General features: G+C 73.2%; 15 protein-coding genes. 9 read left to right on the forward strand and 6 right to left on the reverse strand.

Annotation, left to right across the window (positions count from 1 at the left end; all coding sequences use genetic code 11):
- Positions 1–28: 28 nt before the first annotated feature.
- The 3 genes from V6U88_RS04940 to V6U88_RS04950 are packed head-to-tail and all read left to right on the forward strand — an operon-like array spanning position 29 to position 2,668.
- The gene (locus V6U88_RS04940) at positions 29–880 is read left to right on the forward strand and encodes an ABC transporter permease (protein ID WP_442934567.1); all 852 of its coding nucleotides are present in this window, start codon (positions 29–31) and stop codon (positions 878–880) included.
- Positions 873–1,685, forward strand: coding sequence for an ABC transporter permease (locus tag V6U88_RS04945; protein ID WP_334450191.1), 813 nt, complete (start codon positions 873–875; stop codon positions 1,683–1,685). The genes V6U88_RS04940 and V6U88_RS04945 overlap by 8 nt, the downstream gene beginning before the upstream one ends.
- The gene (locus V6U88_RS04950) at positions 1,682–2,668 is read left to right on the forward strand and encodes an ABC transporter ATP-binding protein (RefSeq protein WP_334450193.1); all 987 of its coding nucleotides are present in this window, start codon (positions 1,682–1,684) and stop codon (positions 2,666–2,668) included. The genes V6U88_RS04945 and V6U88_RS04950 overlap by 4 nt, the downstream gene beginning before the upstream one ends.
- Positions 2,669–2,678: 10 nt before the next feature.
- Here V6U88_RS04950 and V6U88_RS04955 read toward each other — a convergent pair whose 3' ends face one another.
- The 3 genes from V6U88_RS04955 to nadA all read right to left on the reverse strand — a co-directional run bounded on the left by V6U88_RS04955 (position 2,679) and on the right by nadA (position 6,150).
- A complete protein-coding gene (locus V6U88_RS04955) occupies positions 2,679–3,281 on the reverse strand; it encodes a DUF3043 domain-containing protein (protein ID WP_334450195.1) in 603 nt (200 codons plus the stop codon).
- A gap of 78 nt (positions 3,282–3,359) precedes the next feature.
- The gene (gene murA, locus V6U88_RS04960) at positions 3,360–4,715 is read right to left on the reverse strand and encodes a UDP-N-acetylglucosamine 1-carboxyvinyltransferase (RefSeq protein ID WP_334450197.1); all 1,356 of its coding nucleotides are present in this window, start codon (positions 4,713–4,715) and stop codon (positions 3,360–3,362) included.
- Between the two features lie 235 nt (positions 4,716–4,950).
- Positions 4,951–6,150, reverse strand: a complete 1,200-nt coding sequence (gene nadA / locus V6U88_RS04965; protein ID WP_334450199.1) for a quinolinate synthase NadA — start codon at positions 6,148–6,150, stop codon at positions 4,951–4,953.
- Positions 6,151–6,218: 68 nt separating this feature from the next.
- On the opposite strand from nadA, the gene V6U88_RS04970 reads away from it, so the two are divergent.
- The 4 genes from V6U88_RS04970 to V6U88_RS04985 all read left to right on the forward strand — a co-directional run bounded on the left by V6U88_RS04970 (position 6,219) and on the right by V6U88_RS04985 (position 9,604).
- Positions 6,219–7,355 carry a glycerate kinase family protein gene (locus V6U88_RS04970; protein WP_334450201.1) on the forward strand — a complete coding sequence of 379 codons (1,137 nt, stop codon included), beginning with the start codon at positions 6,219–6,221 and terminating at the stop codon, positions 7,353–7,355.
- A 205-nt stretch (positions 7,356–7,560) separates the two neighbouring features.
- Positions 7,561–7,929, forward strand: coding sequence for an iron-sulfur cluster insertion protein ErpA (gene erpA, locus V6U88_RS04975; RefSeq protein ID WP_334450203.1), 369 nt, complete (start codon positions 7,561–7,563; stop codon positions 7,927–7,929).
- 194 nt (positions 7,930–8,123) lie between these two features.
- Positions 8,124–9,101, forward strand: coding sequence for a carbohydrate kinase family protein (locus V6U88_RS04980; RefSeq protein WP_334450205.1), 978 nt, complete (start codon positions 8,124–8,126; stop codon positions 9,099–9,101).
- Positions 9,098–9,604 (forward strand): AAA family ATPase, encoded by a 507-nt coding sequence (locus V6U88_RS04985; protein WP_334450207.1) that lies wholly within the window; start codon positions 9,098–9,100, stop codon positions 9,602–9,604. Before V6U88_RS04980 ends, V6U88_RS04985 begins: the two co-directional genes overlap by 4 nt.
- 41 nt (positions 9,605–9,645) lie before the next feature.
- On the opposite strand, the gene V6U88_RS04990 is transcribed toward V6U88_RS04985, so the two are convergent.
- Both V6U88_RS04990 and V6U88_RS04995 read right to left on the reverse strand, forming a co-directional pair.
- Positions 9,646–9,873 carry a sulfurtransferase TusA family protein gene (locus V6U88_RS04990; protein WP_334450209.1) on the reverse strand — a complete coding sequence of 76 codons (228 nt, stop codon included), beginning with the start codon at positions 9,871–9,873 and terminating at the stop codon, positions 9,646–9,648.
- The gene (locus V6U88_RS04995; RefSeq protein WP_334450211.1) at positions 9,870–11,021 is read right to left on the reverse strand and encodes a cysteine desulfurase family protein; all 1,152 of its coding nucleotides are present in this window, start codon (positions 11,019–11,021) and stop codon (positions 9,870–9,872) included. The genes V6U88_RS04990 and V6U88_RS04995 overlap by 4 nt, the downstream gene beginning before the upstream one ends.
- Positions 11,022–11,191: 170 nt before the next feature.
- On the opposite strand from V6U88_RS04995, the gene ctaC reads away from it, so the two are divergent.
- Positions 11,192–12,163: an aa3-type cytochrome oxidase subunit II gene (gene ctaC, locus V6U88_RS05000; protein ID WP_334450213.1), complete on the forward strand. Its 972-nt coding sequence runs from the start codon at positions 11,192–11,194 to the stop codon at positions 12,161–12,163.
- 10 nt (positions 12,164–12,173) lie between these two features.
- Positions 12,174–12,602 (forward strand): cytochrome c oxidase subunit 4, encoded by a 429-nt coding sequence (locus tag V6U88_RS05005; RefSeq protein WP_334450215.1) that lies wholly within the window; start codon positions 12,174–12,176, stop codon positions 12,600–12,602.
- Positions 12,603–12,955: 353 nt separating this feature from the next.
- Here V6U88_RS05005 and V6U88_RS05010 read toward each other — a convergent pair whose 3' ends face one another.
- Positions 12,956–13,168 carry a hypothetical protein gene (locus tag V6U88_RS05010; protein WP_334450217.1) on the reverse strand — a complete coding sequence of 71 codons (213 nt, stop codon included), beginning with the start codon at positions 13,166–13,168 and terminating at the stop codon, positions 12,956–12,958.
- Between the last annotated feature and the right edge of the window lie 48 nt (positions 13,169–13,216).

The following is a 13,216-nucleotide window of genomic DNA, read 5'->3' on the forward strand; positions in this document are numbered from 1 at the left end:
GGCATGGCTGCGGATGGAGGGTAACGGCGTGGGCTCGGTCACCGCCACTGTGGCACCGCCCACGGCCTCAAACGTTATCCTATGGTTTCGGACATTCTGGGCGATATCACGTTCCGGCTTCCGACGATACGCCACCTATCGGCAGGCCGCACTGGCCGGTGTCGTCACCAACTCCGTCTTCGGGTTCCTCCACTGCTACGTGCTGCTCGCCGCGGTGGGGAGCGCCGGCAGCGTCGCCGGGTACGACCGGGCGCAGCTCGCCACCTTCGTCTGGGCCGCGCAGGGCCTGCTGGCGGTGATCCTGCTCTGGGGCTGGTCCGACCTGGCCGACCGGATCCGCACCGGGGACGTCGCCGGTGACCTGCTCCGCCCGGTGCACCCGGTGACCAGCTACCTCGCCACCGACCTGGGCCGCGCCGGGTACGCCGCGCTGGCCCGGATGCTGCCGCCGGTGCTGGTCGGCCCGCTCTTCTTCGACGTGTACCTGCCCACCCGCTGGTGGACCCTGCCGCTGTTCGTCGTCTCCGTGGTCAGCGCGGTGGTGCTCTGCTTCGGCTGCCGGTTCCTGGTGAACACCACGGCGTACTGGTTGCAGGACGTCCGGGGCCCGATGATCCTCTGGACGCTCGGCTCCGGGGTGCTGGCCGGGCTCTACTTCCCGCTGCGCTTCCTGCCCGAACCGCTCCAGCTCTGGCTCTGGCTCGGCACCCCCTTCCCGAGCCTGCTGCAGACCCCGCTGGACGTGCTGGTCGAGCGGGACCCGCCGGCCACCCAGCTCGGGCTGGTCGCTCTCCAGCTCGGCTGGACGGTGCTGATCCTGGCCGCCTGCCGGCTGGTGCAGCGCCGTGCCGAACGCCGGCTGGTGGTGCAGGGTGGCTGAGGCGGGCGGCACGGCCACCGCGTACCGGGCCCTGCTGCGGGCGCAGGCGCGGTCGCAGACGGCGTACCGGACCTCCTTCGTGGTGGACCTGCTGGGCAACGTCGGCGCCACCGTCTTCGACGTGGTCACCGTCCTGGTGCTCTACGGGGTGACCCACGAGCTGGGCGGCTTCACGCTGTCCGAGACGCTGGTGATGGTCGGCCTCTCCTCCTGCGCGTTCGCCACCGCCGACCTGCTGGTCGGCAACATCGAGCGGCTGCCCCGGTACGTGCGCACCGGGCTGCTCGACGCGGTGCTGTTGCGGCCGCTCGGCGCGCTGCCCCAGCTGCTGCTGATGGACCTGCCGCTGCGCAAGCTGTCCCGGGCCCTGTTCGGCCTGGCCGTGCTGGTGGTGGCGCTGACCACCGCAGGGATCGACTGGACGCCCGGCCGGGTGGCGCTGGCCGTCGTCGCCCCGTTGGCCGGGGTGGTCTTCTTCGGCTCGCTCTTCGTGGCCACCGCCACCGTGTCGTTCTACTGGGTGGAGTCGGGGGAGCTGGCCAACTCGATCACCTACGGCGGCCGGGACTTCACCTCGTACCCGGTCACGGTCTTCGAGGGCTGGTTCCGGGCCGTCTTCGCGTACGCGCTGGGGTTCGCCTTCGTCAGCTACCAGCCGGCGCTGGCGCTGCTCGGCCGGGCCGACCCGCTCGGCCTGCCGTCCTGGGCGGGCTGGGCCTCCCCCGGCGTCGCGCTGGTCGCCGCCGCCGCGGCGGCGGTGGCCTGGCGCGTCGGTGTCCGCCACTATCGGAGTACGGGGTCATGAGCCTGGTGATCGACGCGCAGGGGCTGCGCAAGGAGTTCACGGTACGGGTCAAGGTCGGCCGGCTGCGCCGCGAGAAGCGGACGGTCACCGCCGTCGACGGGGTGGACCTGCGGGTGGAGCGCGGGGAGACCCTCGGCTACATCGGCCCCAACGGCGCCGGCAAGTCCACCACCCTGAAGATGCTCACCGGGGTGCTCACTCCCTCCGGCGGAGAGGTACGCGTCTGCGGGCTGCGTCCGGTCGCCCAGCGCACCCGGCTGGCCCTCGGCATCGGCGTGGTCTTCGGCCAGCGCTCCCAGCTCTGGTGGGACCTGCCGCTGCGCGACTCGTTCGACCTGCTGCGGCACGTCTACCGGGTGCCGGCCGGCGACCACGCGGCCCGGCTGCGCCGCTGCCGCGGCCTGCTGGACCTCGACGAGTTCCTGGACACCCCGGTGCGGCAGCTCTCCCTCGGGCAGCGGATGCGCGGCGAGCTGACCGCCGCGCTGCTGCACGGCCCGCGGGTGCTCTTCCTCGACGAGCCCACCATCGGCCTGGACGTGGTGAGCAAGCAGGCGGTCCGCGACTTCCTCGGCGAGCTGAGCCGGGCCGGCGACACCACGCTGGTGCTCACCACGCACGACCTGGCCGACATCGAGCGGCTCTGCCGGCGGCTCGTGGTGATCGACCACGGCCGGGTGGTGCACGACGGCTCGATCGCCGCCCTGCACAGCCGGTACGGCTCCCGCCGGCTGGTCGTCGCCGAGCTGGACGCCGCGCTGGCCACCCCGCCGACGCTGCCCGGCGCACCGCTGGAACGCGTCGAGGCCGACGGGCGCCGGCTGGTCTACGCCTGCGAGTCGGCGGGCGCGGCGGAGGTGGTGGCCGGGCTGGCCGGCCTGGCCACCCTGCGCGACATCTCGATCGTCGAGCCGGACATCGAGGAGGTGGTGACCCGGCTCTACCGGTCCCCGCAGGGGCGGCAGGTCCCGGTCACCGGTTGAGCCCTCCGGGTCAGATCTTGTCGCCGATGTTGACCCGGGGCGCGGGCGCCCGCATCCGGCGGAAGGTGATCGAGCGCATGATCGCGTAGAGGTAGAGCGACCCCATCCGCTCGCCGCTGGTGGGGAACCGCTCGCGGACCAGCTTCTTGATCTTGCGGGAGATCAGGATCGAGTCGATCACCACGCCGAGCGCGAGCGCACCCCAGACCACGTTCGAGGCCAGCCGGATCGCCGGCGGCATGGCCTGGTTGGAGCCGATCAGCACGATCAGCGCGCCGCCGAAGAACCAGGTGCCGACCGTGCGCCGGGAGTCGACCACGTTGCGGGCCAGCAGCCGCTCCGGGCCGCGGTCGCGGGGGCCGCCCTCGCGGCGGAACTCGGCTGCCGCCTCGGCGCGGGCCGCCCGGCGCTGCTCCCGGGCCTCCTCCTTGGTCAGCGGCTTCGCCGGACCGGCGGGCCGGCGACCGGCGACCGGCCGCTTCGGGGTCTGGAGGCCCAGTTCCTTCTTGCTCGGGGTGTAGCCCCGGGGGCGCGCGGCGGACTGCTCCTCGGTCACCACGACGGTGGCGGAGGAGTCGGACTCGGCGGGCTTGCGGCGAAACAGCGACGGCACGAGGTGAAGGGTAGCCAAACGACGGCGCCCGGTGCACATCACGGTGCACCGGGCGCTCGGTGGAGCGGGTGAGTTCGGTTACGGACGCTCGACGTGCGCGCCCAGGCTGGCCAGCTTGGCCTCGAAGTCCTCGTAGCCGCGGTTGATCAGGTCGACGCCGTACACCCGGGAGGTGCCCTCGGCGGCGAGCGCCGCGATCAGGTGGCTGAACCCGGCGCGCAGGTCCGGGATGACCAGGTCGGCCGCGTGCAGCTTGCTCGGGCCGGCGATCACCGCGGAGTGCTTGAAGTTGCGCCGGCCGAAGCGGCACGGGGTGCCGCCCAGGCAGTCCCGGTAGACCTGGATGTTGGCGCCCATGGTGTTCAACGCCTCGGTGTAGCCCAGCCGCTGCTCGTAGACCGTCTCGTGGACGATCGACAGCCCGCGGGCCTGGGTCAGCGCGACCACCAGGGGCTGCTGCCAGTCGGTCATGAAGCCGGGGTGCACGTCGGTCTCCAGCGCCACGGCGTTGAGCTCGCCGCCCGGGTGCCAGAACCGGATGCCGCCCTCCTGGCCCGGGTCGCCGAGCTTCGGCGCGCGGGCGTCGGTCACCTCGTACGCGCCGCCGACCGAGCGGAAGACGTTCAGGAAGGTCATCATGTCGACCTGCTGGGCGCCGAGCACCTCGACGTGCCCGCGGGTGGCCAGCGCCGCCGCCGCCCAGCTGGCCGCCTCGATCCGGTCCGGGATCGGCCGGTGGGTGTAGCCGCTGAGCCGCTTGACGCCCTGGATCTCGATCACCCGGTCGGTGTGGACCTTGATGATCGCGCCCATCTTCTGCAGGATGCAGATCAGGTCGATGATCTCCGGCTCGACGGCGGCGTTGCGCAGCTCGGTGACGCCCTCGGCCATCACCGCGGTGAGCAGCACCTGCTCGGTGGCGCCCACGCTCGGGTACGGCAGGGCGAACTTGGTGCCGTGCAGCCCGTTCGGCGCCGACAGGTGCAGCCCCTCCGGGGTCTTCTCGACCGTGGCGCCGAACTCGCGCAGCGCCTGGAGGTGGAAGTCGATCGGGCGCGGCCCGATGTGGCAGCCGCCCAGGTCCGGGATGAACGCGTGCCCGAGGCGGTGCAGCAGCGGGCCGCAGAACAGGATCGGGATCCGGCTGGAGCCCGCGTGCACGTTGATCTGGTCGGTGCTGGCGCTCTCGACGTTGGCCGGGTCGAAGACCAGCTCGCCTTCCTCCGCGCCGTCGCTGACCTTCACCCCGTGCAGGCCGAGCAGCCCGCGGACCACCTCGACGTCACGGATGCGCGGCACGTCGAACAGTCGGCTGGGGGTGTCGCCGAGCAGGGCGGCGACCATCGCCTTCGAGACGAGGTTCTTCGCGCCGCGCACGCGGATCCGCCCTTCCAGCGGCGTGCCTCCGTGTACGACCAGGACGTCGTTGGTCAACGCAACCTCCAGCGCGCGTCGGGTGGTGCTGTGTGTCGAGAGTGGGGTCGGGCTGTCCAGCTGTCTTGCCGGCTGTCCAGCTACCCGGAATGGGACCGGCGCAAAACGGTCCGCGATGTCGTTCGCCCCGGCAGCATAGCCCTCGGTGACGAAAATGGAATCGGTCACATCGCCAGGCACGGCACGAACCGGGGATTCCGGTGCGTTTCCGTACCAGCGATGTGACCGAGGGTGATCAGTTGGCGGTCGGCGGCGGGGTGTCGGCGCCCGGCAGCGCGAGCATCTGGTCCAGCGCCACCCGGGCGTGGTGCGCGGTGTCCGGGTCCACGGTGATCTGGTTGACCACCCGCCCGGCGACCAGCTCCTCCAGCGCCCAGACCAGGTGCGGCAGGTCGATCCGGTTCATCGTCGAGCAGTAGCAGACCGCCTTGTCCAGGAACATGATCTGCTTGTCCGGGTGGGCCAGCGCCAGCCGGCGGACCAGGTTCAGCTCGGTGCCGACCGCCCAGGCCGAGCCGGCCGGGGCCGCCTCGATGGCCTTGATGATGTACTCGGTAGAGCCGACGTAATCGGCGGCGGTGACCACCTCGTGCCGGCACTCCGGGTGGACCAGCACGTTGACCCCGGGCACCCGCTCGCGGACGTCGTTGACGCTGTCGAGGGTGAACCGGCCGTGCACCGAGCAGTGCCCGCGCCACAGGATCATCTTCGCGTCGCGCAGCTGCTCCGGGGTGAGCCCGCCGTTCGGCTTGTGCGGGTCGTACAGCACGCAGTCGTCGAGCGAGAAGCCCATCTCCAGCACGGCCGTGTTGCGGCCCAGGTGCTGGTCGGGCAGGAACAACACCTTCGACCCCTGCTGGTACGCCCAGTCCAGCGCCCGCTTCGCGTTCGACGAGGTGCAGACCACGCCGCCGTTGCGCCCGACGAAGCCCTTGATGTCGGCCGAGGAGTTCATGTAGGTCACCGGGACGGTCGCCTCGGCGATGCCCAGCTCGGTCAGCACGTCCCAGGCGGTCTCGACCTGCGACAGCACCGCCATGTCCGCCATCGAGCAGCCGGCGGCCAGGTCGGGCAGGATCACCTTCTGCGCGTCCGAGGTGAGGATGTCGGCGCTCTCGGCCATGAAGTGCACGCCGCAGAAGACGATGTACTCCGCGTCCGGCCGGGCGGCCGCCTCACGGGCCAGCTTGAACGAGTCGCCGGTCACGTCGGCGAACTGGATCACCTCGTCGCGCTGGTAGTGGTGACCCAGCACGAACACCTTCGTGCCGAGCGCGGCCTTGGCCGCCGCGGCGCGGGCCACCAGGTCGGGGTCGCTCGGCGCCGGCAGGTCGCCCGGACACTCCACGCCACGCTCGGTGGCGGGGTCGCTGCCGCGGCCGAGGAGCAGCAGCGCAGTCGCGGTGTTGGAGGGTTCCACCCAGGTCGAAGTCACGCCCTCCATGGTCCCACAGCGTGGCTGCCGTGCAGCTTCGGCCGGTGTGGGCTGCCACACTGCCAGGCATGCGCGTGCTGCTCTGCCCGGACAAGTTCGCCGGCACCCTCGCGGCCCAGGAGGTCGCCGCCGCCGTCGCCGAGGGTTGGCGGGCCGTCGCCGCCGGTGACGACCTGCTGATCCGGCCGCTCGCCGACGGGGGGCCGGGCTTCGTCGCGGTGCTCGCCGACGCCCTCGGCGGCCGGCGGATCCCGGTGCCGACCGTCGACCCGCTCGGCCGGCCGGCCGCCGGTGAGATCCTGCTCACCGACGACGGCACCGCCTACCTGGAGAGCGCCCAGGCCTGCGGGCTGCACCTGCTCTCCGCCGCCGAGCGGGACCCGAAGGCGACCACCTCCTACGGGCTGGGCGCGCTGGTCACCGCGGCCGTCGAGCACGGCGCCCGCACGGTGGTGGTCGGGCTGGGCGGCTCCGGCACCAACGACGGCGGGGCCGGCCTGCTCACCGCGCTCGGCGCGACCCCGCTGGACGACGCCGGCCTGGCCCTGCCCTACGGCGGGGCCGCGCTGGCCGCCGTCGCCACCCTCGACGGCGCGCCCCGGCTGCGTGGGGCCACCCTGGTCGCCGCCACCGACGTGGACAACCCGCTGCTCGGGCTGCACGGGGCGAGCAACGTCTACGGCCCGCAGAAGGGCGCCACCCGCGAGGACGTGCTGCTGCTCGACGCCGCGCTCGAGCGCTGGGCGACGGTGCTCGAACGGGACCTGCCCGGCTGCCCGCCCGGGCTGGGCACGCTCCCGGGCGGGGGCGCGGCCGGCGGCCTCGGCGCGGCGATCCTCGCCCTGGGCGGGCGCTGCGAGTCCGGCATCGACCTGGTCACCCGGGCGATCGGGCTGGACGCCGCGCTCGACGCCACCGACCTGGTGATCACCGGGGAGGGATCCTTCGACCACCAGTCGCTGCGCGGCAAGGTGGTCGCCGGGGTGGCCGGTGCCGCCCGCGACCGGGGCGTGCCCTGCGTGGTGCTGGCGGGACGGGTGAGCACCGGGCGGCGGGAGGCGGCCTCGGCGGGCGTCACCGAGACGTACAGCCTGGTGGAGCACTTCGGCGGGGAGGAACGCGGCGGCGTCGAGGCGGCGATGGGCCGCCCGGCCGAAGGGCTGCGGGCGCTGGGCGCGCGGCTGGCCCGGCAGTGGAGCCGCTGAGACCCGCACCGGGTGGGCGCCCGCCGGGCGCGGCGCAGTGCCGCCTGGGCGGACCTGCGGCGCGGTTCACGAGCGTGAGGTCACGCCCCCGGGTGGCGGCGGCCGGGGCGGCGTACGATCGGATCTGGACCACACCGGGAATCACTGGACGACGCGCGACGTTGGCCAGTGCGTCCGGACCCATACCGCGCAGGGAGATTTCCACGTGACCACGCCAGCGCAGACCGAGTCGACCGAGGCCCAGGCCCCTACTTCCGTCGTCCTCACCGACGTCGCGGCGCAGAAGGTCAAGGCCCTGATCGAGCAGGAGGGCCGCGACGACCTGCGGCTCCGGGTCGCGGTGCAGCCGGGCGGCTGCTCCGGCCTGCGGTACCAGCTCTTCTTCGACGAGCGGTCGCTCGACGGTGACGTCGTCACCGACTTCGGCGGTGTCGAGGTCGTCGTCGACCGGATGAGCGCCCCCTACCTGGCCGGGGCGACCATCGACTTCGCCGACCGGATCGACGCCCAGGGCTTCACCATCGACAACCCCAACGCGGGCAGCTCCTGCGCCTGCGGCGACTCCTTCAGCTGAGTCGACGAGCACGTCGTGCGGCGGGGCCGCCCTTCGGGGCGGCCCCGCCGCCGTCTGTGGGCGGTTTTCTCACCTCCGCACCGAGGTGACGTCCGGATGAGCGGCGGGTGGCGCGCCGCCGACCGACCCTGGACCGGCGCCCCGGGGGGACCGGTAGGCTGACCGGCGCCGTGTTCCCGACCCCGAGGGTTGACATGAAGATCGCCGTGACCGGCTCGATCGCGACCGACCACCTGATGAGCTTCCCCGGTCGCTTCGCCGACCAGCTCATCGCCGACCAGCTGCACAAGGTGTCGCTGTCGTTCCTCGTGGACGACCTGGTGCTGCGCCGGGGCGGGGTGGCGGCCAACATCGCCTTCGGCATGGCCCAGCTCGGGCTGCGCCCGGTGCTGCTCGGCGCGGTCGGCGCCGACTTCGCCGACTACCGCTCCTGGTTGGAGCGGCACGGGGTCGACTGCGAGTCCGTGCACGTCAGCGAGGTGGCGCACACCGCCCGGTTCGTCTGCACCACGGACACCGACATGTGCCAGATCGCCTCCTTCTACGCCGGGGCGATGAGCGAGGCCCGCAACATCGAGCTCTCCCCGGTCGCCCAGCGGCTCGGCGGTCTGGACCTGGTCCTGGTCAGCGCCAACGACCCGGAGGCGATGATCCGCCACTCGGCGGAGTGCCGGGACCGTGGCTACGCCTTCGTCGCCGACCCGTCCCAGCAGCTCGCCCGGATGGACGGCGCGGACGTGATCGGCCTGATCGACGGCGCCGACTACCTGATGACCAACGACTACGAGAAGTCGCTGCTGCAGAGCAAGGCCGGCCTCACCGACGAGCAGCTGCTCGACCGGGTGAAGGTGCGGGTCACCACGCTCGGCAAGGACGGCGCGGAGATCGCCGGCCGGGACTTCGGGAAGATCCACGTGCCGATCGCCCGGGAGATCCAGGCGGTCGACCCGACCGGCGTCGGCGACGGCTTCCGCGCCGGCTTCTTCGCCGCGCTCTCCTGGGGCCTCGGCCTGGAGCGGGCGGCGCAGGTCGGCTCGCTGCTCGCCACGCTGGTGCTGGAGACCGTCGGCACCCAGGAGTACGAGGTCCGCCGCGACCTGTTCGTCAAGCGCCTGGCCGAGTCGTACGGCGACGCCGCCGCCGAGGACGTGCGGCCGTACCTGCTGCCGTGAGCCCGGTCCTGGTCGCGTTCGCCGGTCTGCCGGCGGTGGGCAAGAGCACCCTCGCCCAGCGGGTCGGCGCGGCGCTGGGCGCGCCCGTGCTGCCGGTCGACCCGGTCGAGCGGGCGCTGGCCCGCCACGGCCTGGTCGGCGACGTGCCCGGCATGGTCGCGTACCAGGCGGTGGCGGGGTTGGCCGAGGTGCAGCTGGGGCTGGGGTTGAGCGTGGTGGTCGACGCGGTCAACCCGGTGGCCAGCGCCCGCGGTCTCTGGCACGACCTGGCCGAGCGGGCCGGGGTGCCGCTGCGGCTGGTCGAGGTGCACTGCGGCGACGAGGCGGAGCACCGCCGCCGGGTCGAGGCACGGCTACCGGCCGAGCCCGACCCGCTGACCCCCACCTGGGACCAGACCCTGCTCCGGCGCGCCGAGTACGAGCCGATCATCGGTCCGCGCCTGGTGGTCGACACCTCCGTCGACCTGGACCCCCTCCCCGCCATCCTCACCTACCTCACCTGACCCACCCCCGCCCGCGCGGATCTTCGTGGGTGGGGGAGGGGTCAGTGGGTGCGGCGGACGTCGTAGGCGGGGGTGTCCGGCACGGCGGCGACGAAGTGCTGGCCGCGCATGCGGCACCAGGCGGGGATGTCGACCGCGGCGGCCGGGTCGTCGGCCAGGACGCGCAGCACGGCCCCGACCGGCAGCTCGGGCAGCCGCCGGGCCAGCGCGATCACCGGCAGCGGGCAGCGCTGGCCCCGGCAGTCCAGCACCTCCGTGGGCTCGGTCACAGCCCCACCACCCCCGCCTCGGCGCGCAGCTCGGCGACGATCCCCGGCAGCTCGGCCAGGAACCGCTCGACCTCCGCCTCGGTCGTCTCCCGGTGCAGCGACACCCGGACGTTGCCGTGCGACAGCACCCCCATCGCCTCCAGCACGTGCGACGGGCGCAGCGTCGAGGAGGTGCAGGAGGAGCCGGAGGAGACCGCGAAGCCGCGCCGGTCCAGCGCGTGCAGCAGCACCTCGCCGTCGACGTAGAGGCAGGAGAACGTGACCAGGTGGGGGAGGCGGTCGACGGGGTCGCCGACCACCTCCACGTCCGGCACCTCGGCCGCCACCCGGGCCCGGATCCGGTCCACCAGCGGCGCCAGCCGGGCCGCCTCGGCCGCGGCGTCGGCCGCCGCCGCGCGCAGGCTCGCCGCCGCCGCCACCACCGCCGGCAGGTCCACCACCCCGGGGGTACGCCCCGACTCCCGCTCGTCGGCCGGCCAGGGCGACTCCCAGCGGGTGCCCTTGCGCACCACCAGCAGCCCCACGCCGGGTGGCCCGCCCCACTTGTGCGCGCTGGCGGTCAGCACCGACCAGCCCGCCGGCACCGGCGCCCGCCCCACCACCTGGGCCGCGTCGACGTAGAGCGGGACACCGGCGTCGGCGCAGTCGGCCGCCGCCCGCGCCACCGGCTGGACGGTGCCCACCTCGTGGCTGGCGGCGATCAACGCGGCCAGCGCCACCCCCGGCGCGCGTACCGCTTCGGACCAGGCGGACAGGTCGAGCCGGCCGAGCCGGTCCACCGGCACGCCGACCGCGGCGCCCCCGCCGGCCACGTGCCGCTCGGCGGCGTGCAGCACCGCGGAGTGCTCGATCGCGGAGTGCACCAGGGTCGCCCCGACCCGCCGCCGCCCGGCCAGCCCGCCCAGCACCGCCCCGTGCGCGGCCGTCGTACCGCTGGGGGTGAAGGAGAGCTCGTCGGCGCGGACGCCGAGGGTGGCCGCGGTGGCCTCGCGGGCGGCGTCGAGGAGCTGGCGGGCCCGGCGGGCCTGGCTGTACAGGCGGCCGGGGTCGGCCCAGCCGTCGTCGAGGGCGGCCAGCAGCGCCTGCCGGGCGACCGGGTGCAGCGGCGCGGCAGTGGCCGCGTCCAGGTAGACCGGGGTAGGGCTCACGACAGCCCACGCTATCGGGTCGGTTTGCCCACGAGCCCCCCGATGGGGGCGCACAGTGACCCCAACACGGGCGAGCCCGTCATGGTCGAGTAATCTGCGACCGTCGGTGACGCCTTTGCCGTCGGTGCTTCAGGGAAACCCACCGCGGCGCGCTAGGGAGGCAGGACCAGGTGGTCGCAAGGAGTTCGGAGGTACGGCCCTCGGCCGTACGGCACAGCGCTTCCCCAGGAGCCGGTGGGCGCCGGCGGCGTGGTGCTGGTCGACTCGCCGGGCTCGGTCTCGGCGGAGCGGCGCTGCTGGTTCTGCTCACGGGCTGTGACGTCGGCAGCGCGGTCGACGGTTTCGGCTGGCCGCAGGGCGGCATCTCGCCGGAGTCGCACCGGATGTACGACCTGTGGATCGCCTCCTGCATCGCCGCCCTCGCGGTCGGCGTCTTCGTGTGGGGCCTGATCTTCTGGTGCGTCGTGCGCTACCGCAAGCGGGGCAACGAGCTGCCGGTGCAGACCCGTTACAACCTGCCGATGGAGTTCCTCTACACCATCGCGCCGATCCTCATCGTCTCGGTGCTCTTCTACTACACGGCGGTCGTGCAGACCGACGTGGTCCGGACGACGAAGAACCCCGACGTGACCGTCGAGGTCGTCGCGTTCAAGTGGAACTGGCAGTTCAACTACCGCGACGGTCAGGGCCCGGAGGCCAACACCGTGGCATCGGTGCTCGGCACCAGCGAGGTCATCCCGGTGCTGGTCCTGCCGACCGACCGGTCGATCCGGTTCGAGGAGACCAGCCGCGACGTCATCCACTCGTTCTGGGTGCCGGAGCTGCTGTTCAAGCGGGACGTCATGCCGGGCAACGTCCGCAACGTCTTCGAGGTCTCCAAGCTGGAGAGCGAGGGCGCGTACGTCGGCCGGTGCGCCGAGCTCTGCGGCAGCTACCACGCCTTCATGAACTTCGAGCTGCGCGTCGTCTCCCCGGAGAAGTACGACCAGTTCCTCGCGGCCAAGCGGGACGGCAAGTCGACGCAGGAGGCGCTCAGCGCCATCGGCGAGGACCCGTACGCGAAGACCACCACGCCGTTCAAGACGCGGCGCAACGTGGGCACCTTCAACCCCGACAAGTCGCACTCCGACCCGAGGAACTGAGGGAACCGACATGAAGACCGAGTGGCGTATCTTCCTCGTCATTGCCGCGTTCCTCCTCGGCGCGACGGTGCTCTACGGGGTCTGGACCTGGGGTGACTCGGGCGGCCAGGTCGAGTGGGTCGGCACCGTGGCCCTGCTGCTGTCGTTCCTGCTCTGCGCGATGTGTGGCGGCTTCTTCTGGTTCGTCTCCCGCCGCATCGACCTGCGGCCGGAGGACCGGCCGGACGGCGAGATCGCCGACGGCGCGGGCGAGATCGGCTTCTTCAGCCCGGGCAGCTACTGGCCGTTCGGCCTGGCGCTGGCCGCCGCGGTGGCCGGCCTGGGCCTGGTGTACTGGCAGTTCTGGCTGCTGGGCGCCGGCCTGGTCGCGGTGATCTTCGCCGCCTGCGGCCTGCTCTTCGAGTACTACACCGGCACCCGGCGTACCGCCGAGCACTGATCCGACGGCTTCGCCCGCAGGCCCGCGTCCCGCTTCCGGGACGCGGGCCTGCGCGTGTTCCGCCCCGTGCCGCCGGCGGGCCGGCTCACGGTCGTCGGCTGCCCGCTGGGGAGTTGTGCGACGGGTCGCTGCCCCGGGGATCGTTCGCGCGCTGTGAAGCTGATGACGCGAACGGTTCAGGCTGCCTGCGGTGGCGCTGGCATCGGCGCTCGGCAGGCGTGGCCGGGTGTGAGTCGTCCACGACATCAGCTCGACAGGGCCGGGACGACGTCCGTCGGGGCGCGGTCGACCTGCGGCGTCCCGTCCATAGGCCGACCTCGTCGGGTGGCCGCGGGTGAAGGCTCGAGGGCTGGTCAGGCCGCGCGGCGGCCGGATCGGGACGCCGCCCGCCCACGCCGGTCGGCGAGGCGCGGGGCCTGGAAGGTGAAGGTGGCGATCAGCACGGCCGCGCCGCAGCCGATGCAGACCAGCTCGGCGCAGTCGGCGCCGTGACCGTCGACGCAGGGTGGGGCCTCGAACGGCTGAACGCCCTCGCAGGTGTCGCAGTAGAGCTCGCGGTCCGACACGGGCGTCTCCTCTCGCTCCGGTGCCCGCCGACGGCCATCGCCGCCATC

It is taken from the genome of Micromonospora sp. CPCC 205739 (assembly GCF_036906795.1).
Classification (GTDB): Bacteria; Actinomycetota; Actinomycetes; order Mycobacteriales; family Micromonosporaceae; genus Micromonospora.

What these genes read in the sequence shown, in the direction of transcription:
- V6U88_RS04950 (WP_334450193.1), top strand. Translation starts at nt 1,682, where the DNA reads ATGAGCCTGGTGATCGACGCGCAGGGGCTGCGCAAGGAGTTCACGGTA.
- V6U88_RS04970 (WP_334450201.1), top strand. Translation starts at nt 6,219, where the DNA reads ATGCGCGTGCTGCTCTGCCCGGACAAGTTCGCCGGCACCCTCGCGGCC.
- V6U88_RS04980 (WP_334450205.1), top strand. Translation starts at nt 8,124, where the DNA reads ATGAAGATCGCCGTGACCGGCTCGATCGCGACCGACCACCTGATGAGC.
- V6U88_RS05005 (WP_334450215.1), top strand. Translation starts at nt 12,174, where the DNA reads ATGAAGACCGAGTGGCGTATCTTCCTCGTCATTGCCGCGTTCCTCCTC.